The sequence below is a fragment of the Porticoccus sp. GXU_MW_L64 genome, assembly GCF_052983295.1.
In genome coordinates, this window is the sequence record NZ_JBRKJK010000004.1 from 168,315 (window position 1) to 194,665 (window position 26,351).

The window sequence follows — 26,351 nt, forward strand, 5'->3', positions numbered from 1 at the left end:
TTACTTTCGGTGATTTTTAATCAGTGCGAGTAGGTAAAGCCAACCTGGAAGGTGTCGCCGTCCAAGGTATTATCGCCGTAAACATCCTGGGTGTAGGTAAATTCGATGCCGTACTTGCCTTTTCCATAACGGCCTTTTTCACCAAAATTCCAACCGGCCGTAAGCTCCCATTTACCCAAATCAAATTCTTGCGGAGTTGACAAATTGCCGGTGCTGTTCAAAAACACACTGGCATTATTGGCGCTTTCTGTGCCATCCAGTTTGGTGCGAAAGTACACATTCTCTGTAATGTTAAAACCGTATTCCAACAGGTAACGAATTTCATCGGAAGGTGTACCGCTGCGCAAACGGTAGCCCAGTTCTGCACCAAAATACCCGTAGCGATTCAGGCTTTTTCCAAACAGCAGCCGGCCTTCATAATCTTCCTGTCCATTGCCGCGGGGCAAGGCGTCGTCTTCGTCGTACAGGTAAGGGGCTTTAAAGGTAAATGCCGCAGACAACACGTAAGCGGAACTGTCCACCAGGCTGTAACGCAGGCCCAACTCCAGATCACTTAAACCGGAAGATGAGGTTTCCTGACCGGAGATAGTTTGCTCCAAATCCTGAAAAGACAGGGAACCAAACAGTGCCAGTTTGTTGCCCAAACCGGTTTCAAAATAATAGGAAATGGAATCGTTCTGGAAATTTTCAAAGCCGTCGTTGTCGCCAAAAAAATCGTCCGCATCAAAACTGTTGTAGGCCAACTTGTGGTAACCAGAACCTTTTTCGCCAACCCAGGCGCCAGCCTGTGCCATTTGGCTGCCAGCGATTAAAAAAGATGCCAACACTGGCATCCCTAAAGTTTTGATGGAATTTTTCATGGATATTTCTCCGAGCTAACGAGTAGTTGTATCGCCTGTCTGACGTTACGAGTTAGCTTTGAGAAAGTGCGAAAGGGGAAAAGTTCCGGATGGGAATTAACGGCGGGGCAGTGTGAAAAATTATTGAGGAATGTCTAACATCAACCTTTTAACTTCAACTGCAAATCCGTTTTCGGCACGCAACAGCAGGGCAGGATTTCGTCGTCGTTAACCCAGGCCATGGGCGCTTGCAGGTATGCCACTTCACCGCTGACCAGTTGGGTGCGACAACTGCCGCAGTAACCTTCGCGGCACTGGTAAGGCACGTACACATCCTGCGCTTCCAGGGATTCCAGCAAGTTGTTGGCATGCTGAAATTGCACCACTGCCCGGGCTGTTTCGTCACCGTTGATATTGACCACCGCCACCCCATAAGCGGGCTTGGCCATGCCATCCAGCTCAATTTGCGGGGTTTCTTCCGGCTGCTCCGCATTGCCCAGGGGAATAAAGAATTCCTGCTGCTCAAAGGCGGCGCTGTCGTATGACAACAGGTCCACGGGGTCGGGCTCCAGTTCAAAGATGGGTTGGGCAGCGGAAGTGCTGTCCAATTGGAAGTCGTTCTTTTCGTTGGTGTCGGCTTTATGGGTGGGCATGACAACTAATCTCGTCATCAGGGAAGAGCGCAGTAAAAGTCACGGGATTGCCGCGTCGCTACGCTCCTCGCAATGACGGGTTACGTTACTGCGACTCTTACAAAGACTCCCTTACAAAGAAAATTCGCCAAATTCTTCCGTGTCCACTTCCGCATCGATGGCCCCTACCAGATAAGAGCTGATTTCCGATTCCTGGGGCGCCACCTGCACGTTGTCACTCACCAACCAAGCGTCCATCCAGGGCAGCGGGTTGCTTTTTACGTTGAACGGCGCGGGCAGGTTTACCGCCTGCATGCGCTGGTTGGTGATGTATTCCACGTACTGACAAAGGATTTCTTTGTTCAGGCCGATCATGGAGCCTTCTTTAAACAGGTAATCCGCCCAGTCTTTTTCCTGTTGGGCGGCGTCGGTGAACATGGTGATCACTTCCTGCTCGCACTCGCGGGCAATGTCTGCCATTTCCGGGTCGTCTTTGCCCTGGGCAAAAATCTGCATCATGTGCTGGGTGGAGGTAAGGTGCAGGGCCTCGTCGCGGGCGATCAGTTTGATCACCTTGGCGTTGCCTTCCATTTTGGCGCGCTCGGCAAAGGCGAAGGAGCAGGCAAAGCTGACGTAGAAGCGAATCGCCTCCAGAATATTCACCGAGGCCACGGTAAGGTAGAGCTTTTTCTTCAGATCACGCAGGTCAACCACCACTTCTTCGCCGTTGATATTGTGAGTGCCAACACCAAAGTTGTTGTAGTTGTTCACACCCTCAATCAAGTCGTCGTAGTACTGGGTGACGCTGATAGCACGCTGGATAATGTGCTCGTTTTGCATAATATCGTCGAAAATTTCTCCGGGATTGGGGACGATATTGCGAATAATATGGGTGTAGGAGCGGGAGTGGATGGTCTCGCTGAATGACCAGGTCTCGATCCAGGTTTCCAGCTCCGGCAGCGACACGATGGGCAGCAGCGCCACATTGGGAGAGCGGCCTTGCACCGAGTCCAGCAAGGTCTGGTATTTCAGGTTGGATACGAAAATGTGCTTTTCGTGCTCTGGCAGGTTGGCAAAGTCGCTGCGGTCGTTGGACAGGTCCACTTCTTCCGGACGCCAGAAAAACGACAATTGCTTTTCGATCAGCTGCTCAAAAATGGCGTATTTCTGCACATCGTAACGAGACACGTTGACGTTCTCGCCAAAGAACATGGGCTGTTCCAGAGCGTTGAATTCGTTGCGGTTAAAAGTTTGGTAGGTCATCTATAACTACTCTCGATATTCCGTTTTTACAGCCCGTCATTGCGAGGAGCCTTTCTTGTAAAGAAAGGCGACGCGGCAATCTCGTGAAGCTGGCAGCGCACTGATGGAGATTGCCGCGGTCGCTGCGCTCCCTCGCAATGACGGGAATTTTTAAATCTTGCACGCGCCCCCTGCGCAACCGTCGTCTTCTTCCATATGGCTGTCGGACGCGCCGTCGCGGGTGTTGTGGTAGTACAGGGTTTTCAGGCCCAGCTTGTAGCAGGTCAGCAGGTCTTTGAGCAGCAGTTTCATGGGCACTTTTTTGTCCGGGAAGCGCGCCGGGTCGTAGTTGGTGTTGGCAGAAATCGCCTGGTCCACAAACTTCTGCATAATGCCCACCAACTGCATGTAGCCATCGTTGCCGGGCATGTTCCACAACAACTCGTAGTTATCCCGGTATTTTTCCAGCTCCGGCACCACCTGTTTGAGAATGCCGTCTTTGGAGGCCTTCACCGACACAAACCCGCGGGGCGGCTCAATACCGTTGGTGGCGTTGCTGATCTGGCTGGAGGTTTCCGAGGGCATCAGCGCCGTCAGGGTGGAGTTGCGCAGACCGTCGCGAACGATGTCTTCGCGCAAACCTTCCCAATCCAGGTGCAACGGCTCGTCGCAAATGCTGTCCAGGTCGCTCTTGTAGTTATCGATGGGCATAACGCCCCGGGCGTAGCGGGTGTCTTCAAACTTGCGGCAGGTGCCAAATTCCCGCGCCAGTTGGTTGGATGCTTTCAACAGGTAGTACTGAATGGCCTCGAAGGTGCGGTGAGTGAGGCCGTTGGCGGAACCATCGGAGTATTTGGCGCCATTTTTGGCCAGGTAGTAGGCGTAGTTGATCACCCCCACACCCAGAGTGCGGCGATCCATGGAGCCTTTTTCGGCAGCGGCCACCGGGTAGTCCTGGTAGGACAGCAGGCTGTCCAGGGCGCGCACCAGCAAGTCCGCCAGTTCTTCCAGGTCGTCGAGGGAATCCAGTGCCCCCAGGTTAAAGGCCGCCAGAGTACAGAGGGCGATTTCGCCATCGGTATCGTTGATGTCTTCCAGCGGCGCGGTGGGCAGGGCAATTTCCAGGCACAGGTTGGACTGGCGTACCGGCGCTTTGGCCGGGTCGAAGGGACCGTTGTTGTTGCAGTGGTCCACGTTCTGCAAATAAATGCGCCCGGTGGAGGCGCGCTCCTGCATAAACTGGCCAAACAGGTCTACGGCCTTGAGGGTTTTCTTGCGAATGCTGTCGTCCTGCTCGTACTGACGGTACAGCTGCTCAAACTTTTCCTGGTCTTCAAAAAAGGCATCGTACAGGCCGGGCACATCGGAGGGGCTGAACAGGGTAATGTTGCCGCCTTTAATCAGGCGCTCGTACATCAGCTTGTTGAACTGCACGCCGTAATCCAGGTGGCGAACCCGGTTTTCTTCCACCCCGCGGTTATTCTTTAACACCAGCAGGGATTCCACCTCCAGGTGCCAGATGGGGTAGAACAAGGTAGCGGCACCGCCGCGCACACCGCCCTGGGAACAGCTTTTAACCGCTGTCTGGAAGTGTTTGTAAAAGGGAATACAGCCGGTGTGAAAGGCTTCGCCGCCGCGAATTTCGCTGCCCAAAGCGCGGATTTTGCCCGCGTTGACGCCGATGCCGGCGCGGTGGCTGACGTAGCGCACAATGGCCGCCGAGGTCGCGCTGATGGAATCCAGGGAATCGCCGCACTCAATCAACACACAAGAGCTGAACTGGCGGGTGGGAGTGCGCACGCCGGACATGATGGGCGTGGGCAGGGACACTTTAAACAGGGACACCGCGTCGTAAAAACGGCGAATGTAGTCCATGCGGGTTTCTTTGGGGTAACTGGCGAACAGGCAGGCGCCAATCAACACATAGAGAAACTGCGGGCTTTCAAAAATTTCGCCGGTGACCCGGTTTTGCACCAGATATTTGCCTTCCAGCTGCTTCACTGCCGCATAGCTGAACTTCAGGTCGCGGGTGTGATCCAGAAAGCCATCCATCTGGTCGAATTCTTCCGGGGTGTAATCCGTCAGCAGGTTGGGATCGTAACGCTTGGCGTCCACCTGTTTGGCCACGTGTTCGTACAAGGTGGGTGGTTCGTACTGGCCGTAGGCTTTTTTGCGCAGATGAAAGATATTCAACCGCGCCGCCAGGTATTGATAATCCGGACGCTCCTCGGAAATCAGGTCGGCGGCGGATTTGATCAGGGTTTCGTGAATATCGGCGGTTTTGATGCCATCCACAAACTGCAAATGGGCCTTCAGCTCCACTTCCGACACCGAGACGTTATCCAGCCCCGCTGCCGCCCAATCGACTACCTTGTGAATTTTATCGAGATCAATGGCTTCGGTGCGGCCATCGCGCTTGGTGACTTTCAGATCGCTACTGTTCATTGCCTGCCCACTGAGAATAGTGATTTTTTTGATGATTGCTTGTTATTTATCAGAGGTAAACGCAGATGGCCGCAACTTCGCTGTTTTTACTGGCAACATCCCTGTATATCGTTACTTTTTCGAGAATTATTGTTATTTCGCAACAGTGTCAGCACCTGCTGGAGACACAATATAATGTGTTAGAGGCGTCACAGCAATACTACATATAGATGATTTTGCATTTTTGTCTGCACAAAATTCACACGGAAGAATGAGTGTAAGGAAGCACTAACAAGAGAGGCAACAACAGGGCAAATAGCGACAAATTTCAATCAAAACTTGAGGTTTTTTTGCCAATGCGGGTACAGTGGCCGCCGTGGAACAATGTGAATTTTTTGCCATCCCCAACCCCTGCCAGGGCATCTGCAAAAGCGGGCCCCGCGGCTATTGCTATGGCTGCTTTCGCAGCCGCGACGAACGCCAACACTGGAACAAGCTGGAAGACCCGGTAAAGCGCAGAATTGTGCGCGCCTGCGCGGTGCGCCAACGGCGCTACGAACAGGGGCAGAGTATTGTTCAGGAAGAGGATGAGGTGATTTTGCAGCACAGTCTGTTTGAGTAAAAGATACAGGCCGCAGGCTTCGCCTGCTCACAGGACGCGCTACAGCGCTCAGGGTCACTCCGCACCACCTGTTACCTGTAGCGCGCAGCGCGCCCTGTCACCTCAAACCTTTATTTATGTTTGGCAACTCCCGCAATACACCGTCGCCCGCTGGCCCAGGCGCACCTCCCTTAATGCCTTGCCGCAGCGGTTACAGGGTTCACCGCCACGGCCGTACACTGATAATTGCTGGGCAAAATAACCGGGCTTGCCGTCACCACCGACGAAGTCTTTCAAGGTAGTGCCGCCCTGCTCGATGGCCCGCGCCAATACATCTTTAATGGTTTGCACCAAAACTCCATAACGCTGGCGGGAGATACGCCCCGCCTCCCGCAACGGGTGAATGCCCGCTGCAAACAGCGCTTCATTGGCGTAGATATTGCCGACCCCCACTACCACTTTGCTGTCCATAATCAGGCTTTTCACTGGCAACTTGCGCTTGCGCGAGCGGCGGAACAGGTAGTCATCGTCAAATACCTCACTCAATGGCTCAGGCCCCAGATGGCGCAGCAATGGGTGCTCGCCGGGCTCACCTTCAACCCACAGCACCGCCCCGAAGCGGCGGGGGTCGGTAAAACGGATGGCGCGGCCGCCGGCCATCACAATATCCACATGGTCGTGCTTGCCCACCGCTGCCGCTGCCGGCACCACCCGCAGGCTGCCAGACATGCCCAGATGCATCATCAAATGGCCGTGATCAAAGCGCCACAACAGGTATTTGCCGCGCCGCAGCAGGCCGGCAACCCGCTTGCCCGCCAGCAATTGCGGCAGGTTTTCCGCAACCGGCCAGCGCAACCGGGGTTGGCGAACTACCACATCGGATACCCTTTTTTGGGTAGCATAGGGACGTATTCCCTGCAAAGTGGTCTCTACTTCTGGCAATTCGGGCATTTTTTCTCCTGTTTTCCTTGTGGCGGGAAAAATATTTCTGGCATACTAGCCGCCCAATACAATCCATCACAATTATTAGTGAGCAGCGCCGGGTTATGCTGGCCAACTGACTCACAGCGGTTCAAGGGTAGGGTATCCAATGGCACTAGGAAAGCGCAGAAAGGGTGAGGACGAGTCAGAAATCGACCTGACCCCCATGCTGGACGTTGTATTTATCATGCTGATCTTCTTTATCGTGACAGCATCTTTTGTAAAAGAAGTGGGGATTGATCTCAACAAGCCACCGGCTTCAGACAATCCTCCAGAAAAGTCAGATAAAGTTAAAAACGTTGTCTTTAAAATCACCGCCGACGGCCAGATATTTATGGAAAACCGTTTGGTAGACATCCGCTCGGTGCGCGCCAACGTGGAGCGGCTGCGAGCGGAAAGTCCGGAAGGCAAGGTAATTGTTCAAGCCAACAAACAAGCACCTTCAAGGGTATTTATCGAGATTGCTGACCAGGCCCGGGAAGCGGAAGTACCCAGCGGAGACATCAGCCTTAGCTTTATTGATGAATAGCGTTACCTCTTTGCTAAAAAAACCGGCCAATGGCCGGTTTTTTTATGGCTTGGCGTCGGAGGCCTGAAGTCTGATGCGGCACTGTGCCGAAGACTACCGCTTCAGACCTCTGACTTCCGACATCCAGCCACTCGACAAGAACCCCACAAACACAAACCCCGGCCTATAGCCGGGGTCTTGCGCACTCAAGAAACGTATCAATTACTTGATTTTGGCTTCCTTGTACATCACATGCTGGCGGATGGTGGGATCGTACTTTTTCATCTCCATCTTTTCCGGCATGGTGCGCTTGTTTTTGTCAGTGGTGTAGTAGTGACCGGTTCCGGCGCTGGACACCAGCTTGATCTTGTCGCGATTTGACTTGGCCATGAGCCTGCTCCTTTACAAAAAAACGCCGCGGGCGCTTTAAACTTTTTCGCCGCGTGCGCGGATTTCAGTCAGCACCGTGTCGATGCCTTTCTTGTCGATAATACGCATACCTTTGGTGGATACGCGCAGTTTCACAAAACGCTTTTCGCCTTCCACCCAAAAGCGGTGGGTGTGCAAGTTCGGCTCGAACCGGCGACGGGTGCGGTTCTTGGCGTGAGATACATTGTTACCGGTCATCGGACGCTTGCCGGTAACCTGACATACTTTAGACATGACGTTGCCTCTATACCCTTTAATTCCACCGCCAGCGCCGAAGTGAATCGGGGGCAATGGCCTGGAAATTTACCGTGTTTTTCAGCGGGCCAGCAGGCATTCACAAAGTGCCGACCCAAAAGAGGCGCGATTTATACCAGAAAGGTTGTTTGCAAGCAAATATATTTCGGCTGCGAGCAGCCCGAGCAAGCTGTCATTCTGAACGCAGTGAAGAATCCCAAACCAGGTTTCCGCACCGAGATCCTTCGCTTGCGCTCAGGATGACAAACTCGCCGGGTCAGTTCGAAGCCCGACACCCGTAGCCCGCAGCTACAACCTTCCCCTGTCCGCCAGCGACACCGCTTCCCCAAACCCCACCACCACATGATCCAGCAAGCGCACATCCACCAAATCCAACGCGCTTTTCAAACGCTGGGTAATGCGCACATCCGCTTCGCTGGGTTCGGCCACGCCAGAGGGGTGATTGTGGGCCAGGATGATGGCCGCTGCGTTGTGAACCAAGGCCCGTTGCACCACTTCGCGGGGGTATACGGCAGCGCTGTCGATGGTGCCGGTAAACAGTTCTTCAAAGGCGATCAGGCGGTGCTGGGAATCCAGAAATAACCCGGCAAAGATTTCCTGCCGACATCCCTGCAAACGCAATCTCAGAAATGACGACACCGCATCCGGGCTGGTAAACACCTGCTGGCGCTCCAGGCGCTCCTGCAAGTGACGGCTGGCCAGTTCCAGGCTGGCTTGAAGCTGGGCGTACTTGGCGCCCCCCAGACCCTTGAGGGCACAGAAATCCGCTTTGCTGGCACTCAACAGCCCCGCCAGGCTGCCAAAGTGGGCCAGCATTTCCCGAGCAAGATCAACAGCGGTTTTCCCGGCACTGCCAGTGCGCAAAAATATCGCCAGCAGTTCGGTGTCAGTGAGTGCAGCAGCGCCACGCTGAATGAGTTTTTCCCTGGGGCGCTCTCCCTCGGGCCAATCCTGAATTGCCATACATCCTCCCTGTGTCATCCGTGAAGAAAGCCCGGTCAGTAAATGCTCACTGTCGCGACTTTCCATCTGCATTACTAACAGGTATCTTAGCGCTTTTGCCGTATCTGTCCAGGAACCTGAATGAACTCCCTTAGCAATAAACGCATCCTGTTGGGTGTTAGCGGCGGTATTGCCGCCTACAAAAGCGCCGACCTGGTGCGTCGCCTGCAAGACGCGGGCGCCAATGTGCGGGTAGTAATGACCCCCGCCGCCTGTGAATTTATCACCCCCCTGACCATGCAGGCCCTGTCGGGCAACCCGGTACACACCTCACTGCTGGATACCGATGCCGAAGCCGCCATGGGCCACATTGAACTGGCCCGCTGGGGCGACCTGCTGCTGGTGGCCCCGGCGTCCGCCGACTTTATTGCCCGGTTGAGCAACGGCCAGGGAGACGACCTGCTCAGCACCCTGTGCCTGGCCTGCCCCGCACCGATTGCGGTCGCTCCCGCCATGAACCAGGCCATGTACCGCAAGCAAAGCGCCCAGGACAATCTGGCCAGGTTGCAGCAACGCGGCATTCATATTTTTGGCCCGGCCGAAGGCACCCAGGCCTGTGGCGATGTGGGCCCGGGCCGGGTGCTTGAACCCCTGGAACTGGTGGATTGTGCCGCCGGGCTGTTTGAAAGCGGCGCCCTGGCGGGCAAAAAGGTGGTAATTACCGCTGGCCCCACCCGCGAACCTCTGGACCCGGTGCGCTATATCAGCAACTACAGTTCTGGCAAGATGGGCTATGCTTTGGCAGCTGCAGCGGCGGAAGCGGGAGCGCAAACAGTGCTGATCAGCGGCCCGGTAAATATACCCGCGCCACAGCGGGTAACCACGGTTAACGTGGTCAGCGCCCTGGAAATGCACGCTGCCGCCACGAGCGCGGCAGCCGGGGCAGATATGTTTATCGCCACCGCAGCGGTAGCCGACTATCGCCCGGTTGAGATGGCGGACCAGAAAATCAAGAAAAGCGGAGACCAGATCACTCTGCAACTCACCAAAAACCCGGATATAGTGGCCTCTGTCGCCGCCATGGAGCAGCGACCGGTTACCATCGGCTTCGCCGCCGAAAGCCAAAATCTGGAGCAATACGCCCGCGGCAAGCTGGAGCGCAAAAATCTGGACTTGGTGATCGCCAACGACATTACCGGCGATGGCATTGGCTTTAACAGCGACGACAACCAGGTGGCTCTGGTGAGCCCCGGCGGTATTGAAAAACTGCCCAAACTCAACAAACAGGTACTGGCCAGAGAGCTGATCAGCCGCTTGGCGCAGTTACTTTAACAGTAACGGAATACTTCAGAACACGACCATGGCAGACACAAAAAAAACCAAATCCCTGCTCAAAACCAATACCCGGCTGGCCCTCTGGGGAGCGGTCGCCCTGTTTGTGTTGATGCTGTTTGCCTGCTACCACCTGTACACCACCATCGTTGCTGACCCCGCCCAGCAACGGGCCACCAGTCTGGCCCGGCAGGGGGCCGGTTATGCGCTGCGAACCACCGACCGCTTTATCACCGACCAGTTGCAACAACTGCAATCACTGGCGGCGCGGCCACTCACCGCCATGGCCCTGAAAGCCAGCGACAATGACCGCCGCAAGCTGGAACAAAGCGTTACCGAACTGATGCACGGCGCCACCTACAGCCGCCTGATCACCAGTGCGGACACCGGCAATGCCCGCAAACTCAACTTTGTCGCCCTGGACCTGGCCCGCCGGGTGCTGGATGGGGAGACGGTATCGCCGGAAGCCATGCTGATGGAGCGCCAGTGGCACATTCTGATGGCTACCCGGGTAAGCCCCAGCGAACCCTCCAACCAACAACAGGATGTGATTGGCTGCCTGTTGGTGAGCTTCCCCGCCAGCCACCTGGCCGGGTTACTTGCCGACAACGGCGTCGACGGCCAGGCACGGCTCACGCAACACCTGGCCGGCACACCGTCCCGCGCTTTTATCACCCAGGGCAGCGCCGAACACAATTCTCCAAGCCACCAGGTAGACAGCACACTGCCTCACTGGAAAGTGGCCTTCAAACCCTCGCTGAAACAACTGCAAGCCAGCGACACGGAACTCTGGCTGTTTTACTCGGTGCTCGCCGTCACCCTGCTGATTGGCGCTTGGGTAGGCACCCGGCTGGCGCTTCTGCGCGGCCTGGAAATCAAAGCCAGACAAGACAGCCGCCGCAAGAAGCAACAGCAGGAAGACGAAGAAATCGCCTCCGCCACGTCTTTTCTGTCCACCATACCCAGTGCGGCCAATAAAGACGCCAAACAAGCGCCACAGGCAGAAGAAAAACAGAGCGCTGACGGCGATGTGTTTGATTTGGCAGAGGACAACAGCAAAACCGCCGCCGCAGACCCCATTGCCCCGGATGAGCTGCCGGAAGAAATTTTCCGCGCCTACGACATCCGCGGCATTTACGGCAAACAGGTCAGCGAGCAACTGGCCACTCATCTGGGGCAAGCCCTGGGTTCGCTGGCACAGGAACAGGGGGAGCACAGCCTGGTGGTGGCCCACGATGGCCGCACCAGCAGCCCCGGCCTCTACCGGGCACTGATCAAGGGCATTCGCGCCAGTGGCTGCAACCTGATTGCCCTGGGACAAGGCCCCACGCCACTGACCAACTTTGCCATCAACCACCTGGAAGAAACCTCCTCCGGGGTAACGGTCACTGCCAGCCACAACCCGCCGGAGTACAACGGCTTTAAAATGTCCATCAAGGGCGTACCGCTAACCCCGGAGCAGATAAGCGGGTTACGCACGCGCATTCTGGAACAGGATTACCTCAGCGGCTCCGGGCAGGAAAGCCAGCTGGACCTGGTGGAAGATTACATCGAACGCATCATCGAGGATGCGGTGCCCGCCGACGATCTCAAGGTTGTGGTGGACGCCAGCAACGGCGTTACCGGCCCCATTGCCCCGCAATTACTGGAACAGATGGGTTGCGAAGTATCCCCGCTGAACTGCGAAGTGGATGGCACCTTCCCCAACCACCCGCCGGACACCTCCGTGGAGGCCAACCTGCAGGACCTGATCCAGATGGTTGTGCATCAGGAAGCGGACCTGGGACTGGCCTTCGACGGCGACGGCGACCGCATTACCGCCGTGACCGCCAGCGGCCGCATTGTCTGGCCCGACGAATTAATGATGATCTTTGCCCGCGATGTGCTTAGCCGCCAGCCGGGAGCCGACATCGTGTTCGATGTAAAAAGCACCCGCCGCCTCAATGCCCTGATCGGCAATTACGGAGGTCGCCCGGTGGTCTGGAAAACCGGCCACTCCTTTATGCGCGAGAAAGTCACCGAACTGGATGCCCCCCTGGGGGGCGAGTACAGCGGCCATATATTCTTCAATGACCGCTGGTACGGCTTCGACGACGGTATGTACGCCGCCGCCCGGCTGGTGGAAATCATCAGCCTCAGGGAGCAAAGTCTGGACGACATTTACGACACCCTGCCCGGTGCCGAGGCCAGTCCCGAATACCGGGTTCAGGTGCCGGAGCAGGAAAAGTTCGCCCTGGTGGAAGCCCTGGCAGACAGCACCGCCTTTGAGGATTGCAAGCTGATCACCGTAGATGGCCTGCGAATTGAAGATGGCGACAGCTGGGGCCTGGTGCGCGCCTCCAATACCTCTGCCGAGATCACCCTGCGGTTTGAAGGCGGCGACCAGGACAGCATGCAGGCCATGGCGGAACGCATCAAAAACGAGCTGCTGGGACTCAAGCCCGACCTGGATATAGATTTTTAAGACATCGGATTTTTAAAACACCGAATTTTTCAAGCACTGGATTTTTACAATAACAATGAATTCCAACGAACCCGACAAAACCATCCCCCGCCGCCAGCAGATACTTCAGGCGCTGGCAAGAATGCTGGAAAGCGCCCCCGGCGCACGCATTACCACCGCTGCCCTGGCGCGGGAGGTGGGGGTATCCGAAGCGGCGCTGTACCGCCACTTTCCCAGCAAAACCAAGATGTACGAGGGTTTGATCGACTTTATTGAAGAAACCCTGTTCACTCGCATCAACCTGATATTGTCGGAAGAAAACAGCGCCGAAATCCGCTGCCAGCGCATTCTCAGCCTGCTGCTGACCTTTGCCGAGCGCAACCCCGGCATCACCCGCATTCTCAACGGCGACGCCCTTACCGGGGAAACCGAGCGCCTGCACGTTCGCGTGGTTCAGCTGTTCGACCGTATGGAAACACAAATCAAACAGATTTTGCGGGAGGCGGAAGTCACCCAGGGCATACGCACTCGCCTGCCCACCGGCAGCAGCGCCAACCTGATGTTGGCCCTGGCCGAAGGCCGCATCAGTCAATTTGTGCGCAGTGGGTTCAAAAAACCACCCACAGAGGGGTGGCAGGATCAGTGGTCGCTGGTGACGCAGGGACTGTTTAGCCGTCCGTTTTGATCTGTAGCCCGGGTGCAGCGCAGCGAAACCCGGGCTACTGGGTCAACTGTTTGTAGCGGATAATGTAGTTCTGGTAGCGCTGGCGTTCCCGCTCCAGCTCCTCGCGGCGCTGCTTCATGGCTTGCTGGGCATCACCTTCGCGGCGTTCCAGCTCGTCGAGCATTCTCAACACCCCCGCCGATACCGCGCGCCCGCCTCGCTGGGCATTGGCGGCTTTGCGCTCTTCCTGGGCGCGCTGCAGGCGAGTGCTCTTGAGGTTGTCTTCAATCAGGGCAATATCGCGGCTCAAGTTTTCCACTTTGCGGTCTCTGGCGGCTTCAATCTCTGCCACCGAGCTGTAGCTCTTTAACAGATATTGATCTTCCACCTGCTGTTGTTGCAGGGCCTGTTTAGCGGCTTTTTCTTCATCGCTGAGAACCACATGAGGCTCAACAGTGTCCAGCAATTTAAAGGTATCGCTGAGAATATCGTAGCCCTTGGCGGCAAATTCTTTGGGGATACTGGTAGAGATCACCGTTCTGCCATTGCCGTCCACATAACGGTAATAACGGCTACCCTCCACTTCAGCCCACAGCTGAGACACCCCCGCCATCGTCAAACCGGCTGCCGCCAGCAACGTCAGAAGCGGCCTGCTCCAATTGAGTTTTATTACGCTATTTGTCATCCGTTTACACCCCGTATTGCTCCCGGTAGGCCACAATACTGGCCAGTGTTTGTGCCTGCTCAGCATCCTCACGCAAGTAGGCAATAATGTGCTCGATAGTGACAATACTGATAACCGGCACCGCAAACTCCTGCTCCACTTCCTGTATCGCGGACTGCTCACCGCGACCCCTCTCCATACGATCCAGACCAACCACCACACCGGCAGCTGTGGCTCGATGGCGGGAGAGAATATCCATTACCTCACGAATGGCGGTGCCCGCCGTAATCACATCATCGACGATTAGCGCCCGCCCCTGCAAAGGCGCCCCCACCAGCGAACCGCCCTCACCGTGAGTTTTCGCCTCTTTGCGGTTGAAGCAGTAAGGCACGCTGTGGCCGTGATGATCCGCCAGTGCCACCGCCGTGGTGGATGCCAGAGGAATACCCTTGTAGGCGGGACCAAATAACAGGTCGTATTGCACCCCTGAGGCTTCGATGGCAGCGCCGTAAAAACGCCCCAGAGCGGCCAGGGCAGCACCGCTGTGAAATTCACCGGCATTAAAAAAATAGGGGCTGACACGACCGGATTTCAAGGTGAACTCACCAAATTTCAACGCTTTTTCGGCAATAGCGAGCTGTAAAAATTCTCGCTGATAGGCTTCCATAGGTCTACCTTATGAGTATGGGGTGGCGCTTTATTATCCCTTAACGGGGAAACGCCAACACCGGATTATTAACGACATTTTTGTGGAATCGTGCACAAACAGCGGCTATCTGTTGTCTATGGCCCTGGTTACATGCTTTTTGGTCACGGGAATTGTCGGGTATCATACACGCACAGACAAGCCGTTAAACACAATCATAAATAAACCGGCATCCCGTCTGTAATAAACATCAGGGTGATTATGCGCATTATCAGTCTCTGCGTTGACGGAATTCATCAGGCTGCTGAGCGAGGCTTGTTTGACTGGCTGGCCTCTCAGGACGCAGATTTCGTGTGCCTGCAAAACCTCAAGGCACAGGAACATCAATTGGAGTGGCAGTCCCGGTTCGAGCTGGAAGGCTACTTCGCCTACTTTTTTGGTGACGCCGCCCCCGACTCCAACGGTGTGGCCATTTACAGCCGCGAAATGCCCAAAGCGCTGATGTACGGCTTTGGTTTTGCCAGCGGTGAAGACATGAAGGGCCGTTATCTACAGGCGGATTTTGACCATACCAGCATTGGTTCACTGCTGGCACCAACGGGCATAACCGGCACCCCATCCCAGGAGATCAAGCGCCAGTTTTTTAACGACCTGCAGGCTCACCTGGAAAAAATCTCCCACAAGCGCCGCAGCTACATTATCTGCGGTAACTGGAATATTGCCCACAGCGACAGCGACCTGGAAAACCCCGAAAACTATCGGGAAGAATCCGGCTTTCTCACCAGTGAACGCAGCTGGATGAACGCACTGCTGGGGGATCTTGGCTACAGCGACGCTTTCCGCCGGGGCAACTCGGACACCGACGAATTCAGCTGGTGGCCCGCCGGCATTATTGGTGAGGGCGATGGCTGGCGGGTGGATTACCAGATAATCTCCCGGGAACTGGCTCCTCTGGTGGAATACGCGGTGATGTACAAAGCCAGGGAGTTTTCTGCGCACACGCCAGTGATTGTGGATTACGATATTGAGGAGCTTTAAAAAATAGCTGTGAGGCTGTCATCCTGAGCACAGCGAAGGATCTCATCGCTTGTGGCACGTGCCGGGATTCTTCGCTGCGCTCAGAATGACAGATTGGCCGCCGATCTGCTCACTGCTGGGCCAGCGCCATCTTCTGAACATTCACCAGCTGAGTAATGCCGCGCCTGGCCAGTTCCATCATCTGCGTCATTTCGTCTGCGCTAAAGGGCGCTGCCTCAGCAGTGCCCTGCACTTCGATAAAGCCGCCCTCGGCATTCATCACCACATTCATATCCGTTTCAGCGCTGGAATCTTCCGGGTAATCCAGATCCAGAACCGGCGTGCCCTGGTAAATGCCCACAGACACCGAGGCGATCATGCTTGTCAACGGGGAGCCCTTGGCTTTGATTTTTCCGGTTTTGCGCAGATATTCGATGGCATCCACCAATGCCACACAAGCCCCGGTGATGGACGCGGTGCGGGTACCGCCATCCGCCTGAATCACATCGCAGTCGATGGTGATGGTGTTTTCGCCCAGCGCTTTCAAGTCCACCGCCGCACGCAATGAACGGCCAATCAAACGCTGGATTTCCAGGGTGCGACCACCCTGCTTGCCACGCGCCGCCTCGCGGCCCATACGATCACCGGTAGAGCGCGGCAACATGCCGTATTCCGCCGTTACCCAACCCTGGCCACTGCCGCGCAAAAAGCGCGGCACGCCATTTTCCACACTGGCGGTACAGATCACTTTGGTGTCACCAAACTCCACCAGCACCGAACCCTCGGCGTGTTTGGTGTAGTGGCGGGTAATTTTTACGGGGCGAAGCTGTTCCGGGCGGCGGCCGCTGGGACGGTTCATACTTTGAATCCTGGTGGGTAATTTTTGAAAGCGGGTATTTTACATAAAAGCAGCGGGCTTCGGGCTACTGGCTGCGAGCTGACCCGAGCCATTACCTGTCATTCTGAGCGACAGCGAAAAATCTCATACCCCGGTCATTGGTAAAGTCTGCTCGAAGCCTCCCCCCCATAGCACCGAGCCATCAAGACCGCTACCATACACCACCCAATCACCGAATTATCAGAGAAAACCATGCCCCGCAGTATGACCGCCTTTGCCCGCCAGTCATCCCAGCACGACTGGGGCAATATCACCTGGGAAATCCGCTCTGTGAATCACCGCCACCTGGAGCTGGATGTGCGCCTGCCGGAAACCGTGCGCGAGCTGGAAATGAATCTGCGAGAGCAGGCCCGCAAGCAATTACACAGAGGCAAAGTGGGCTGTTACCTGCAACTGCAACTGGAAAACAGCAATCAGTCTGTCGACCTGAACCTCGACCTGGCCAAACGCTATGTGGACGCCAGCCAGCAGATCGCCGCCATGATGCCCAACCCGGCGCAGGTGTCGCCATTGGACGTACTGCGCCACCCCGGAGTGCTGCGGGAACCGGAGGTGGATGCGGATACACTGAAACAGGCGGTCACAGAATTATTCAACAAAGCGCTGCAACAGTTGAGTACCGTACGCGAGCGCGAAGGGGATAAGCTGAGGGCCATGGTGGAACAACGGCTCGACAGTATTCAAATAGAAGTTAAAACAGTTCGCACCCGCCTGCCGGAGTTAATGGCCGCACAACGGCAAAAAATTCACGACAAGCTGGCAGAGCTGAAAGGCGACATCGATAACGACCGGGTAGAGCAGGAATTGGTGCACCTGGCTCAAAAAGCCGACGTCGACGAAGAACTGGACCGCCTGGAAGCCCACCTGAGTGAAATTCGCCATATCCTCGAACAGCCCGGCCAAATTGGTCGTCGCCTGGATTTCCTGATGCAGGAACTCAACCGCGAAGCCAACACCCTGTCATCCAAATCCAACGCCACCAGCACCACCAACTCCGCCGTGGAGTTGAAAGTGCTGATTGAGCAAATGCGCGAACAGATCCAGAATATCGAATAATTGCCCCAAAGCCGTCATTTCCGCGAAGGCGGGAATGACGAAGAACAACTACAGGAACCAATCCATGTCCGCACGCGGCACCTTATACACCGTTTCCGCCCCTTCCGGTGCTGGCAAAACCAGCCTGGTAGCGGCCCTGCTGGAACGCTGCCAGCAGTTGCAGGTTTCCATCAGCCACACCACCCGTGCCATGCGCCCCGGCGAACAAGATGGCGTGAACTACCACTTTGTCAGCACCGAGCAATTTATCCACATGCTGGGGCAAAGCGCCTTTCTGGAGCACGCCCAGGTCTTTGGCAACTATTACGGCACCTCCCAGCAGTGGGTTGAAGATACCCTGGCATCGGGAACAGACGTGATTCTGGAAATCGATTGGCAGGGTGCCGAACAGGTGCGTCGGTTAATGCCCGATACCGTGGGTATTTTCATTCTCCCACCGTCACGGGAAGCACTGCGTCAACGGCTCACCGGCCGCGGCCAGGACGATAACGCGGTTATCGAAAAGCGCATGGCCGAGGCAGACAGCGAAATGTCCCACTACCCGGAAGCGGATTACCTTGTTATCAACGACGACTTTGATATCGCCCTGGAACAACTACAGGCCATTATTGAATGCCAGCGCCTGCGCCTCAGCCAACAACAGCTTCGCTACCAGGAGGTGCTGAAAAAGCTGTGCCAACATGGTTAATCAGCGCGATCACAAATACTTGTCTTTTATATATTCTAATATCTGTTCCAGCGCCGGGATGCCAGTGGCCGGAATAAAGCGGTCCAGCTGGGGGGTTTTGTTGATCTCCCACACTTTTAAACCACTGTCGGTTTTGACGATGTCCACACCGGCAAAGTCGAGGCCCGCTTTGCGGCTGGCCAGCAGTGCCAGTTGCCGTTCCTGATCGGAAAGCTGCGTATGCTCAAGCACCGCATCGTAAGACGTATTGGCAAAGCCATCTGCCGAGCTGCGGGTCATGGCGCCTATGATTTTATCTTCAAAAACAATAACGCGAATATCCCCTTCATTGGCAATAAACTGTTGCAGGATATGTACTTCAAAGGGTTCTTCCTTCAGTTTTGCATTGAGCTCCTCCTCCGTGCGAACCAGCCATACCGCCTCACCCCGGGCGCCAGCGCGCTTCACCACCAGGGGAAACCCCAGCCGGTTTGTGATCATATCCCGATGCAAATCAAAGGAGTACGGGCGGCAAATATAGGATTCGGGAAAGGGTATTCCCTGTTTTGTCAGGCGCAAAAGCTGGGAAAACTTGATGTCTGGTTCGGTATGCAGGCGATTGCAGGGGTCTGAGAAAGGCGCCTGGTGTTGGGCCAGGAACTCAGCGAGCAGATAGCAGTAATAGCTGTCTTGGGATTTTTTGCGAATAAAGAAATAGCCTTCCGATGGTTCGATTTTCTGGTTATTCCGATATAAATAAGTCTCTTTGCCATCGACAAAGAAAACACATTCCGTCAGATCGATATAGTCATGGGGAATGTTCAGGTTAATGGCAGCGACGGCAAACTTGCCGCGAAAGTACGCCTCTGCGCCATTCACAAGATATACGGTTTTGGTCATAAAAATCCCCTGAATAGTGAACGCTTGGTTAGTTTCGCCGGGCGCAGTGCCCACAAGCCAGTGAAATCAACAGAATTAAATTAAATATCTACCAGGAACCTTCGCCGCCTCCCGCAACAAAGCGGCGCCATTATAGCAGGCTGGCCGCAACGGTAATCGACTGCCTTGCTCCACATACACAAGCCCGCAATCACCAAATCACATTGAAAAAAGCGCCTCTGGTGATTGAGTCCGGGGCGTGAAATTTTATACAATTGCCCGTTCTGCCCGGAAAACCGGCAGGACATGAATTTTTGACGGAAACAAGTTATGGCACGTATTACTGTAGAAGATTGTCTCGATCACGTAGACAACCGTTTTGAACTGGTTCTGGTTGGCGCCAAGCGCGCGCGCCAGATTTCTGTTGGTGGCAAAGAGCCGGAGCTGGCCTGGGAAAACGACAAGCCCACCGTGGTTGCGCTGCGGGAAATTGAACAGGGCATCGTTACCGCCGACATACTCGCCCAGGAAGAAACCAGCGAAGACGACTTGCTGGCCCTGGACACACTGACTCAGAGTATGACCGACACACTGGCGCAAGAAACGGATCCTGCTGCAGTTACCAATACTGCCGAATAAGGCCCAATAGCCCATGGGGAGCACGGCGTTGTCTCTGATTGACCCGCTAAGCAGTAAACTCTCCTCCTACCTGGAAGCCAGCCAGGTAAAAAAAGTCATTCGCGCCTACCGCTTTGCCGAACAGTGTCATCAGGGCCAGTATCGGCAGAGCGGCGATCCCTACATCACCCACCCGGTAGCCGTGGCCCATATCCTTGCGGATATGCACATGGATCACGAAAGCCTGATGGCGTCTCTGCTGCACGATGTGATCGAAGACACCAGTGCCACCAAAGGGCAAATCAGCCGCCGCTTTGGTAAAACCGTTGCCGAACTGGTGGACGGGGTCAGCAAACTCACCGAAATCGAATTTTCCTCAAAGGCCGAACAGCAGGCGGAAAACTTTCAGAAAATGACCCTGGCCATGGCCAAGGACATTCGCGTGGTACTGGTCAAACTGGCTGACCGCCTGCACAACATGCGCACACTGGGCGTACTCAACCCCAATAAGAAGCGCCGCATCGCCCGTGAAACCCTGGAGATCTACGCCCCCATTGCCCAGCGCCTGGGAATGAACGACATCCGTGTGGAATTTGAAGAGCTGGGCTTTGACGCCCTGCACCCGCTGCGCAGTCGGCGCATGCGCGAAGCGCGCAAGGCCGCCCGCGGCCACCGTACGGAACTGCTGTCGGAAATCAAACAAACCATCGAGCTGGAGCTGGAAAAAGAACAGATTGCCAGCGAGGTGAATGGCCGGGAAAAGCACCTGTGGAGCATCTACCAAAAAATGGTGCAGAAGAAGAAATCGTTCAAGGAGATCATGGACGTATTCGCCTTCCGCATTGTGGTAGACAGTGTCGACAACTGCTACCGGGTACTGGGGTTGATGCACAACCTGTTCAAACCGGTGCCTGGGGAATTCAAGGACTACGTAGCTATCCCCAAAGCCAATGGCTACCAGTCTCTGCATACGATTCTGGTGGGCATGCACGGCGTACCCATTGAAGTGCAAATTCGCACCCGGGACATGGACGCCATGGCCAACTACGGCATCGCCGCCCACTGGCTCTACAAGGCCAGCGACGACGAAACCCCTCTCAGCACCCACTCCCGGGCTGGCCGCTGGGTGCAGGGCTTGCTGGAACTGCAACAGCACGCGGGCAACCCGCTGGAATTTATCGAGCACGTAAAAACCGACCTGTTCCCGGACGAAATTTACGTGTTCACCCCCAAGGGCAAAATCATCGAGCTGCCCGGCGGTGCCACCCCGGTGGACTTCGCCTACGCGGTGCATACCGACGTGGGCAACCGCTGCATTGCCTGCGAACTGGACGGCCACCTGGCGTCTCTGTCGGAGCCCCTGCAAAGCGGCCAGAAGGTGCGCATCATCACCGCCAAATCCGCGCAGCCCAACCCCACCTGGCTCAACTTTGTGATCACCGCCAAAGCGCGCAGCGCGGTGCGCCACTTCCTTAAAAAGCAGGAGCATCAGGAATCCGTCACCCTGGGCAAAAAACTGCTGGACCGAGCGCTGGAAAACTTTGGCAGCAGTTACCCGGAAATTCGCAAATCCTGGATCAAACGCCTGCTAAAAGCCACTGATGCCCCCAGCTTTGAGTTTGTGCTGCAACAGATTGGCCTCGGCGAGCGCATGGCGTTTGCGGTGGCCAACCTGATGCTGCCCCCCTCCAAACGTAAAAAAGAGCAGGCCAATATCGGCTCGCCGGTGATACTGGACACTAACGAAACCATGCTCATCAGCTATGGCCGTTGTTGTCGCCCCATTCCCGGCGACCCGATTCTCGGCCATCTCAGCTCCGGGCGCGGGCTGGTGATTCACCGGGAGTCCTGCCGCAACCTGGCCAACATCCGCGACAACCTGGAAAAGAGTATGCCGGTGAAATGGTCGCCCCAGGTAAAGGGGGAATTTGCCGTGGAATGCCAGATTGAAGTCGCCTCGGAACGGGGCATTGTCGCTACCCTGGCGGCGCGCATCACCGAACAGGATGCCACCATCGACCAAATTTCCATCAACGATCAGAGTGTGCAGGTAAGCACCATCAAAGTAGTGGTGGGGGTGCGCGACCGTCTTCACCTGGCCAACATCCTGCGCCGCATCCGCAGCCTGAACGCTGTGCGGCGTGTTACTCGAATGAAAAACTAGGAAAATCCCATGCCCAATAGAGCCATTATTCACACCGATAACGCCCCCGCTGCCATTGGCACCTATTCCCAGGCGGTAAAAATAAACAATACCGTATATTTGTCCGGCCAGATTCCCCTGATTCCAGAAACCATGGAGATGGTGGAAGGGGGCTTTGAAGCCCAGGTGGAGCAGGTATTCAAAAACCTGGCGGCGGTGTGCGAAGCCTCTGGCGGCAGCCTGCAGTCGATTGTGAAGCTGAACATCTTCCTTACCGACCTGAGCAACTTTGCCGCCGTCAACGAAGCCATGGGCCGCCACATTCAAGAGCCCTATCCCGCCCGCGCCGCCATTGGCGTAAAAGAACTGCCCAAGGGGGCACTGGTGGAAATGGATGGGATTTTGGTGGTTTAAAGACACTGGACGTTGGACGTTGGACGTTGGACGTTGGACGTTGGACGTTGGACGTTGGACGTTGGACGTTGGACGTTGGACGTTGGACGTTGGACGTTGGACGTTGGACGTTGGACGTTGGACGTTACGGTGATGCCCCGCATCACTGCCGAGTCAAGGTTTTTCGTCAAACGTCGAACATCCAACGTCAAACTATTAACCCGGCAATAACGCTGCGACAATTTGTCGCATCCCCAAAACCACCACTTTTCTTTACTCTCTCATCATCCCCGAACCCCCATTCAAGAGAGTACCAACATGCCAAACCGACCTGCCCTATGGACAGCGGTTGTACTTGGCTGTGCAGCCAGTAACAGCTTTGCCTCCGGCCTCGGCCAGAAAGGTGCCATTGAGGAAATTGTCGTCAGTGGCCAGCACAATCAAAGCCTCAGTGCCATCAGCGCATTGGCATCGCTCAAGCAGCTGCAAAAAGTCCCCGGCGCCATCGGCTTTGTCACCGCAGACGATTTTCTGGACAACTTCACTCAAAGCATTGGCGACACTCTGGTATTTACCCCCGGTGTATTTGCCGACACCTCCGCCCAGCGGGAAAACCGCATTTCCATTCGCGGTTCCGGCCTCAACGCCACCTTTGAGCGCCGTGGCCTGACGGTATTGCGGGATGGCGTACCCATTTCCCGCGCCAGCGGCATTACCGAATTTCAGGAAATCGACCCCCTGTCCATTGAATACATCGAAGTGTTCAAAGGCGCCAACGGTCTGCGTTACGGTGCCGCTTCGCTGGGCGGTGCCATCAATATCGTCACTCCCACCGGCAGAACCCGGGACAGCGGCACCCACCTGCGAGTGGAAGGGGGCTCTTTTGGCACCCGTCGCGCCAGCATTAACACTTCCGGCCGTAGCGACACCCTGGATTACTATGGCGCTGTAACCAAACTGGATTCCAACGGCTTTCGCAACCACAGCGCCGTGGACAGCATCTACAGCTTTGGCAATGTGGGTATTCGCTTGAGCGATGATGTGGAAACCCGCTTTTACCTCACCGCTCTGCAAGACGACTTCGAGCTGGCGGGCGCTCTGTCCCGACAAGATGTCCTGCAAAACCCCACCCGGGCGGGCAGCAGCAACATTACGTTTGATCAAGACCGCAACCTCAACGTATACCGCCTGGCCAACCGCACCGCTATTGCCTTTGACAACAGCAAGCTGGAGCTGGGCCTGTGGGCCGCGTCCCGGATACTGGACCACGCCATCACTCCCTTTGTGGGTATTATCGACCAACGGGAAATGGAATATGGCCTGTCCGCCCAGTGGCAGGGGGAGACCACTATCGCCGAACGGGACACAGAGTGGACACTGGGGCTGAACTACGCCACCAGCGACAACGATGCCCGGGTGTTTGCCAACGACCTGGGGCAGCCGGGCAACCTCACCAGCGACGACCACCAGAGTGCCAAAAATACAGTCCTGTTCGCCCAGGCGGATACCGCCTTAAGCGAGCAGTGGCACCTGATTTTGGGCCTGCAATACGTAGACGCCAAACGCACCAACCGCCACCAGTTCGGCATCGGTCGTTTTGGCCCATTGCCAGACGACTCCGGTTCTCTGAGTTTTAACAGCACCAACGCCCGTATCGGTGTGTTGTGGGCACCGCAGGACAATATTCAACACTACGCCAATATCAGCCAAGGGTATGAACCACCGGGTATTACCGATATTACCTCCGGCGGTGCGCTGGACTTTACGCCGCTGCTGGCACAGCAATCCACCACTGTGGAAGTGGGCACTCGCGGCCATTACAAGGCGATTGCCTGGGACGCGGCGCTGTATCACAGCACCATTGAAAACGAGTTTATTGATGTGGCCGCGCCGGGGTTTGGCGCCGGCACCGTTACCAATACCGACAACGCCCTTGGCGACACCATTCATCAGGGGCTGGAGCTTGGGATAGACCTGAATTTGCTCAGCAACAGCAACGGCCCCTGGCAACTGCGCTGGCGCAATATCCTTACCTACAACCGTTTCCAGTTCGACAACGACCCGGTGTATGGCAACAACACCTTGGCCGGTGTGCCGGAGGCCATTTACGTGAGCGAGTTGCGTCTTGATCACAACGACAACTGGTACGCCGGGCTCAACTTCCGCCATATCGCCAACGGCGCTCAGGTGGATTTTGCCAACAGCGCGCAAGCGCCGGGTTATCAATTGCTGGGGCTGACTGCTGGCTGGAATATCACGCCATCGCTGCGGGTATTTGCCTCGGCGGAAAACCTGACGGATGAGGCCTTTATCTCCAACGTGTCCACCGTGGCCAATCTTGCTACAGAAGGCAATCAAAACGTGTTTACGCCGGGGGAAGGGCGTTCTGCGTATATTGGGGTTGCGTTGGACTTTTGATTAACGTGTCAGGCGCAAGCCCGGCATTGCCTGCTGTGACACGCCGTAAACCCATCCCTGGGGGCTCGTCGCCAGCATCCATGCTGGCCACGGTCACAGCAGGCAATAACGGGCTTACGCCTTCGAGATCGGTGGTATGTAGATTGTGAGCAAGCAGCTTTTGAAGTGGCACAACCGGCTGATGTGGTTCGGTTTGGCGACCATTCTGTGCTGGGCCATTTCCGGTATTACCCATCCGATTATGGCCTGGTTTGGCCCCCAGGCCAGCAAGATGTTTCCACCGCGCTTCCAGTTGCAGGCGGAGCAGGTTAATCGGATTGAGAAAATTATTCGTGAGCATAATTTGCAGCAGGCGGCAGTGGCCAAACTGGTACCCGGCGCTGCCGGGCCGCTGTTGCAAGTCACCGAAAACGAAACCACCCCCCGGCGCTACTTCGCCCTGGCAGACTCTCAGGAAATAGCCCATCAGGATGTGGAGCAAGCCAAATGGCTGGCCAGCTATTACAGTGGCCGACCGATAGCGCAGGTGCAGGACGTCGAATTTCGCAGCGAATTTTCCAGCGACTATCCGCGCGTCAACCGCTTGCTGCCGGTGTACAAAGTCACCATGGGGCAAGGCGGCGACAGTGTCTCTCTGTTTGTGTACACCGAAAACAGCGCTCTGGCCGCCATCAACAACCCCTTCAAGGAATCCCTGCAAAAAGTCTTTCAGGCACTGCACACCTGGAGTTGGCTGGACGTCAGCGGTCACGGCAGGGTGGTTATAATCGCTTTTTTGATGCTCACCCTGCTGGCCATGGCCGTCACCGGTTTACTGTTGGTGGTCAAGCTCCCCAAGCGGCGCATACCCGACCGCAACCGCCGCTGGCACCGCTGGGCCAGTTATGTGTTGTGGCTGCCATTGCTGGGTTGGTCTGCCAGTGGTTTTTACCACCTGCTGCAAGCCCAGTATGTACAGCCGGTTTCCGGGGTAAAGCTGGCGCAGCCGGTGAACCTGCAAAACTGGCTGACGGCAAATGCTGACCGGGAAGCGCGCCAGACGAATCTGCAAGCAAGTCTTCAACAGGCAGATGCCATCAATGCCCTGGCGCTGGTAAAGACCCCCACCCACAGCTATCGATTGAGTATTGCCCAGCCGCCAAAAGTGGCTACCGGCATTGCACAGCGCAAACAACGCTTTGGCGGGGCGCCCACCGAAAAATCGGCGCTGTACATCAATGCTCACAGTGGCCAACTGCTGGATCACACCGACAAAGCACAGGCCATCGCCCTGCTAAATCAACAGTTCGATGTACCGCCAACAGTGGAGCAGCAAACCCTGGTCACTCGCTTTGGCCCCAATTACGATTTCCGCAACAAGCGCTTACCCGTGTGGCAGCTGGATTTGGCGGATGAATACCGCACTCGCCTTTTTATCGACCCCGCCAGCAGTGTATTGGTAGACCAAAATCGCGCCATCGACCGCATGGAATCCTGGTCGTTTTCGCTGTTGCACAAATGGAATTTGTTGCGACCCCTGTTGGGCCGTCAGTGGCGGGACATGCTGATTGTGGTGACTTTGGTTGCGGCTTTGGTTGCAGCATTGTTCGGGTTGAAAATTTATCTTGTCCGACGGAGTAAAACCCGCAGGGCCGCACGTGCGACATGCGGCCCCTGAATT

The 26,351-nt window shown here is 55.9% G+C and carries 25 protein-coding genes; 13 read left to right on the forward strand and 12 right to left on the reverse strand.

Annotation, left to right across the window (positions count from 1 at the left end; translation table 11 throughout):
• Positions 1-20: 20 nt before the first annotated feature.
• The 4 genes from ACVBEJ_RS03960 to nrdA form a co-directional block, all read right to left on the reverse strand.
• Positions 21-860: a hypothetical protein gene (locus ACVBEJ_RS03960; protein WP_447128303.1), complete on the reverse strand. Its 840-nt coding sequence runs from the start codon at positions 858-860 to the stop codon at positions 21-23.
• Positions 861-1,000: 140 nt separating this feature from the next.
• Positions 1,001-1,492 carry a class I ribonucleotide reductase maintenance protein YfaE gene (gene yfaE, locus ACVBEJ_RS03965; RefSeq protein WP_447128304.1) on the reverse strand — a complete coding sequence of 164 codons (492 nt, stop codon included), beginning with the start codon at positions 1,490-1,492 and terminating at the stop codon, positions 1,001-1,003.
• Positions 1,493-1,603: 111 nt separating this feature from the next.
• Entirely contained in the window at positions 1,604-2,734 is a 1,131-nt protein-coding gene (nrdB, locus tag ACVBEJ_RS03970; RefSeq protein WP_447128305.1) for a class Ia ribonucleoside-diphosphate reductase subunit beta, read from the reverse strand.
• Positions 2,735-2,884: 150 nt separating this feature from the next.
• Positions 2,885-5,158 (reverse strand): class 1a ribonucleoside-diphosphate reductase subunit alpha, encoded by a 2,274-nt coding sequence (nrdA, locus tag ACVBEJ_RS03975; RefSeq protein WP_447128306.1) that lies wholly within the window; start codon positions 5,156-5,158, stop codon positions 2,885-2,887.
• A gap of 355 nt (positions 5,159-5,513) precedes the next feature.
• Between nrdA and ACVBEJ_RS03980 the strand changes: the two genes are divergently transcribed.
• Positions 5,514-5,759: a DUF1289 domain-containing protein gene (locus ACVBEJ_RS03980; RefSeq protein WP_447128307.1), complete on the forward strand. Its 246-nt coding sequence runs from the start codon at positions 5,514-5,516 to the stop codon at positions 5,757-5,759.
• A gap of 114 nt (positions 5,760-5,873) precedes the next feature.
• Here the strand turns inward: ACVBEJ_RS03980 and mutM are convergent, their stop codons facing one another.
• Complete coding sequence (gene mutM, locus ACVBEJ_RS03985) at positions 5,874-6,689, reverse strand: bifunctional DNA-formamidopyrimidine glycosylase/DNA-(apurinic or apyrimidinic site) lyase (protein WP_447128308.1); 816 nt, start codon at positions 6,687-6,689, stop codon at positions 5,874-5,876.
• Positions 6,690-6,828: 139 nt separating this feature from the next.
• Between mutM and ACVBEJ_RS03990 the strand changes: the two genes are divergently transcribed.
• A complete protein-coding gene (locus ACVBEJ_RS03990) occupies positions 6,829-7,248 on the forward strand; it encodes an ExbD/TolR family protein (RefSeq protein ID WP_447128309.1) in 420 nt (139 codons plus the stop codon).
• A gap of 201 nt (positions 7,249-7,449) precedes the next feature.
• Here the strand turns inward: ACVBEJ_RS03990 and rpmG are convergent, their stop codons facing one another.
• The 3 genes from rpmG to radC form a co-directional block, all read right to left on the reverse strand.
• A complete protein-coding gene (rpmG, locus tag ACVBEJ_RS03995; RefSeq protein WP_289152257.1) occupies positions 7,450-7,617 on the reverse strand; it encodes a 50S ribosomal protein L33 in 168 nt (55 codons plus the stop codon).
• 36 nt (positions 7,618-7,653) lie between these two features.
• A complete protein-coding gene (gene rpmB, locus ACVBEJ_RS04000; RefSeq protein ID WP_289152256.1) occupies positions 7,654-7,890 on the reverse strand; it encodes a 50S ribosomal protein L28 in 237 nt (78 codons plus the stop codon).
• Positions 7,891-8,199: 309 nt separating this feature from the next.
• A complete protein-coding gene (gene radC / locus ACVBEJ_RS04005) occupies positions 8,200-8,874 on the reverse strand; it encodes a RadC family protein (protein ID WP_447128310.1) in 675 nt (224 codons plus the stop codon).
• A 120-nt stretch (positions 8,875-8,994) separates the two neighbouring features.
• On the opposite strand from radC, the gene coaBC reads away from it, so the two are divergent.
• From coaBC to slmA, 3 genes are read left to right on the forward strand one after another with little or no spacing between them, the layout of a single operon-like run.
• The gene (gene coaBC / locus ACVBEJ_RS04010) at positions 8,995-10,185 is read left to right on the forward strand and encodes a bifunctional phosphopantothenoylcysteine decarboxylase/phosphopantothenate--cysteine ligase CoaBC (protein ID WP_447128311.1); all 1,191 of its coding nucleotides are present in this window, start codon (positions 8,995-8,997) and stop codon (positions 10,183-10,185) included.
• 28 nt (positions 10,186-10,213) lie between these two features.
• The gene (locus ACVBEJ_RS04015; protein ID WP_447128312.1) at positions 10,214-12,649 is read left to right on the forward strand and encodes a phosphomannomutase/phosphoglucomutase; all 2,436 of its coding nucleotides are present in this window, start codon (positions 10,214-10,216) and stop codon (positions 12,647-12,649) included.
• A 55-nt stretch (positions 12,650-12,704) separates the two neighbouring features.
• Positions 12,705-13,313, forward strand: a complete 609-nt coding sequence (gene slmA, locus ACVBEJ_RS04020; RefSeq protein WP_447128313.1) for a nucleoid occlusion factor SlmA — start codon at positions 12,705-12,707, stop codon at positions 13,311-13,313.
• A 34-nt stretch (positions 13,314-13,347) separates the two neighbouring features.
• Here slmA and ACVBEJ_RS04025 read toward each other — a convergent pair whose 3' ends face one another.
• Both ACVBEJ_RS04025 and pyrE read right to left on the reverse strand, forming a co-directional pair.
• A complete protein-coding gene (locus tag ACVBEJ_RS04025) occupies positions 13,348-13,977 on the reverse strand; it encodes a hypothetical protein (RefSeq protein WP_447128314.1) in 630 nt (209 codons plus the stop codon).
• Positions 13,978-13,981: 4 nt separating this feature from the next.
• A complete protein-coding gene (pyrE, locus tag ACVBEJ_RS04030; protein ID WP_447128315.1) occupies positions 13,982-14,623 on the reverse strand; it encodes an orotate phosphoribosyltransferase in 642 nt (213 codons plus the stop codon).
• 240 nt (positions 14,624-14,863) lie between these two features.
• Between pyrE and ACVBEJ_RS04035 the strand changes: the two genes are divergently transcribed.
• Positions 14,864-15,640, forward strand: coding sequence for an exodeoxyribonuclease III (locus ACVBEJ_RS04035; protein WP_447128316.1), 777 nt, complete (start codon positions 14,864-14,866; stop codon positions 15,638-15,640).
• A gap of 109 nt (positions 15,641-15,749) precedes the next feature.
• On the opposite strand, the gene rph is transcribed toward ACVBEJ_RS04035, so the two are convergent.
• On the reverse strand, positions 15,750-16,478 hold the full coding sequence (gene rph, locus ACVBEJ_RS04040; protein ID WP_447128317.1) for a ribonuclease PH: 729 nt from the start codon (positions 16,476-16,478) through the stop codon (positions 15,750-15,752).
• 231 nt (positions 16,479-16,709) lie between these two features.
• Here rph and ACVBEJ_RS04045 point away from each other — a divergent pair, with 231 nt between their 5' ends.
• Positions 16,710-17,573: a YicC/YloC family endoribonuclease gene (locus tag ACVBEJ_RS04045; protein ID WP_447128318.1), complete on the forward strand. Its 864-nt coding sequence runs from the start codon at positions 16,710-16,712 to the stop codon at positions 17,571-17,573.
• Positions 17,574-17,637: 64 nt separating this feature from the next.
• Complete coding sequence (gene gmk, locus ACVBEJ_RS04050) at positions 17,638-18,261, forward strand: guanylate kinase (protein WP_447128319.1); 624 nt, start codon at positions 17,638-17,640, stop codon at positions 18,259-18,261.
• Positions 18,262-18,270: 9 nt separating this feature from the next.
• On the opposite strand, the gene ACVBEJ_RS04055 is transcribed toward gmk, so the two are convergent.
• A complete protein-coding gene (locus tag ACVBEJ_RS04055) occupies positions 18,271-19,140 on the reverse strand; it encodes an ATP-grasp domain-containing protein (protein WP_447128320.1) in 870 nt (289 codons plus the stop codon).
• A gap of 309 nt (positions 19,141-19,449) precedes the next feature.
• Between ACVBEJ_RS04055 and rpoZ the strand changes: the two genes are divergently transcribed.
• From rpoZ to ACVBEJ_RS04080, 5 genes are all read left to right on the forward strand, one after another.
• Positions 19,450-19,758 (forward strand): DNA-directed RNA polymerase subunit omega, encoded by a 309-nt coding sequence (gene rpoZ / locus ACVBEJ_RS04060; RefSeq protein WP_447128321.1) that lies wholly within the window; start codon positions 19,450-19,452, stop codon positions 19,756-19,758.
• Between the two features lie 28 nt (positions 19,759-19,786).
• Positions 19,787-21,901 carry a RelA/SpoT family protein gene (locus ACVBEJ_RS04065; RefSeq protein ID WP_447128322.1) on the forward strand — a complete coding sequence of 705 codons (2,115 nt, stop codon included), beginning with the start codon at positions 19,787-19,789 and terminating at the stop codon, positions 21,899-21,901.
• A gap of 9 nt (positions 21,902-21,910) precedes the next feature.
• Positions 21,911-22,294 (forward strand): RidA family protein, encoded by a 384-nt coding sequence (locus ACVBEJ_RS04070; RefSeq protein ID WP_447128323.1) that lies wholly within the window; start codon positions 21,911-21,913, stop codon positions 22,292-22,294.
• A gap of 297 nt (positions 22,295-22,591) precedes the next feature.
• Entirely contained in the window at positions 22,592-24,691 is a 2,100-nt protein-coding gene (locus ACVBEJ_RS04075) for a TonB-dependent receptor family protein (RefSeq protein WP_447128324.1), read from the forward strand.
• Positions 24,692-24,836: 145 nt separating this feature from the next.
• The gene (locus tag ACVBEJ_RS04080; RefSeq protein ID WP_447128325.1) at positions 24,837-26,348 is read left to right on the forward strand and encodes a PepSY domain-containing protein; all 1,512 of its coding nucleotides are present in this window, start codon (positions 24,837-24,839) and stop codon (positions 26,346-26,348) included.
• Positions 26,349-26,351 lie beyond the last annotated feature (3 nt).

Coding starts and splice junctions, on each gene's coding strand:
- ACVBEJ_RS03960 (WP_447128303.1), bottom strand. CDS start 860: ATGAAAAATTCCATCAAAACTTTAGGGATGCCAGTGTTGGCATCTTTT.
- yfaE (WP_447128304.1), bottom strand. CDS start 1,492: ATGCCCACCCATAAAGCCGACACCAACGAAAAGAACGACTTCCAATTG.
- nrdB (WP_447128305.1), bottom strand. CDS start 2,734: ATGACCTACCAAACTTTTAACCGCAACGAATTCAACGCTCTGGAACAG.
- nrdA (WP_447128306.1), bottom strand. CDS start 5,158: ATGAACAGTAGCGATCTGAAAGTCACCAAGCGCGATGGCCGCACCGAA.
- mutM (WP_447128308.1), bottom strand. CDS start 6,689: ATGCCCGAATTGCCAGAAGTAGAGACCACTTTGCAGGGAATACGTCCC.
- ACVBEJ_RS03990 (WP_447128309.1), top strand. CDS start 6,829: ATGGCACTAGGAAAGCGCAGAAAGGGTGAGGACGAGTCAGAAATCGAC.
- rpmG (WP_289152257.1), bottom strand. CDS start 7,617: ATGGCCAAGTCAAATCGCGACAAGATCAAGCTGGTGTCCAGCGCCGGA.
- rpmB (WP_289152256.1), bottom strand. CDS start 7,890: ATGTCTAAAGTATGTCAGGTTACCGGCAAGCGTCCGATGACCGGTAAC.
- radC (WP_447128310.1), bottom strand. CDS start 8,874: ATGGCAATTCAGGATTGGCCCGAGGGAGAGCGCCCCAGGGAAAAACTC.
- coaBC (WP_447128311.1), top strand. CDS start 8,995: ATGAACTCCCTTAGCAATAAACGCATCCTGTTGGGTGTTAGCGGCGGT.
- ACVBEJ_RS04015 (WP_447128312.1), top strand. CDS start 10,214: ATGGCAGACACAAAAAAAACCAAATCCCTGCTCAAAACCAATACCCGG.
- slmA (WP_447128313.1), top strand. CDS start 12,705: ATGAATTCCAACGAACCCGACAAAACCATCCCCCGCCGCCAGCAGATA.
- ACVBEJ_RS04025 (WP_447128314.1), bottom strand. CDS start 13,977: ATGACAAATAGCGTAATAAAACTCAATTGGAGCAGGCCGCTTCTGACG.
- pyrE (WP_447128315.1), bottom strand. CDS start 14,623: ATGGAAGCCTATCAGCGAGAATTTTTACAGCTCGCTATTGCCGAAAAA.
- ACVBEJ_RS04035 (WP_447128316.1), top strand. CDS start 14,864: ATGCGCATTATCAGTCTCTGCGTTGACGGAATTCATCAGGCTGCTGAG.
- rph (WP_447128317.1), bottom strand. CDS start 16,478: ATGAACCGTCCCAGCGGCCGCCGCCCGGAACAGCTTCGCCCCGTAAAA.
- ACVBEJ_RS04045 (WP_447128318.1), top strand. CDS start 16,710: ATGCCCCGCAGTATGACCGCCTTTGCCCGCCAGTCATCCCAGCACGAC.
- gmk (WP_447128319.1), top strand. CDS start 17,638: ATGTCCGCACGCGGCACCTTATACACCGTTTCCGCCCCTTCCGGTGCT.
- ACVBEJ_RS04055 (WP_447128320.1), bottom strand. CDS start 19,140: ATGACCAAAACCGTATATCTTGTGAATGGCGCAGAGGCGTACTTTCGC.
- rpoZ (WP_447128321.1), top strand. CDS start 19,450: ATGGCACGTATTACTGTAGAAGATTGTCTCGATCACGTAGACAACCGT.
- ACVBEJ_RS04070 (WP_447128323.1), top strand. CDS start 21,911: ATGCCCAATAGAGCCATTATTCACACCGATAACGCCCCCGCTGCCATT.
- ACVBEJ_RS04075 (WP_447128324.1), top strand. CDS start 22,592: ATGCCAAACCGACCTGCCCTATGGACAGCGGTTGTACTTGGCTGTGCA.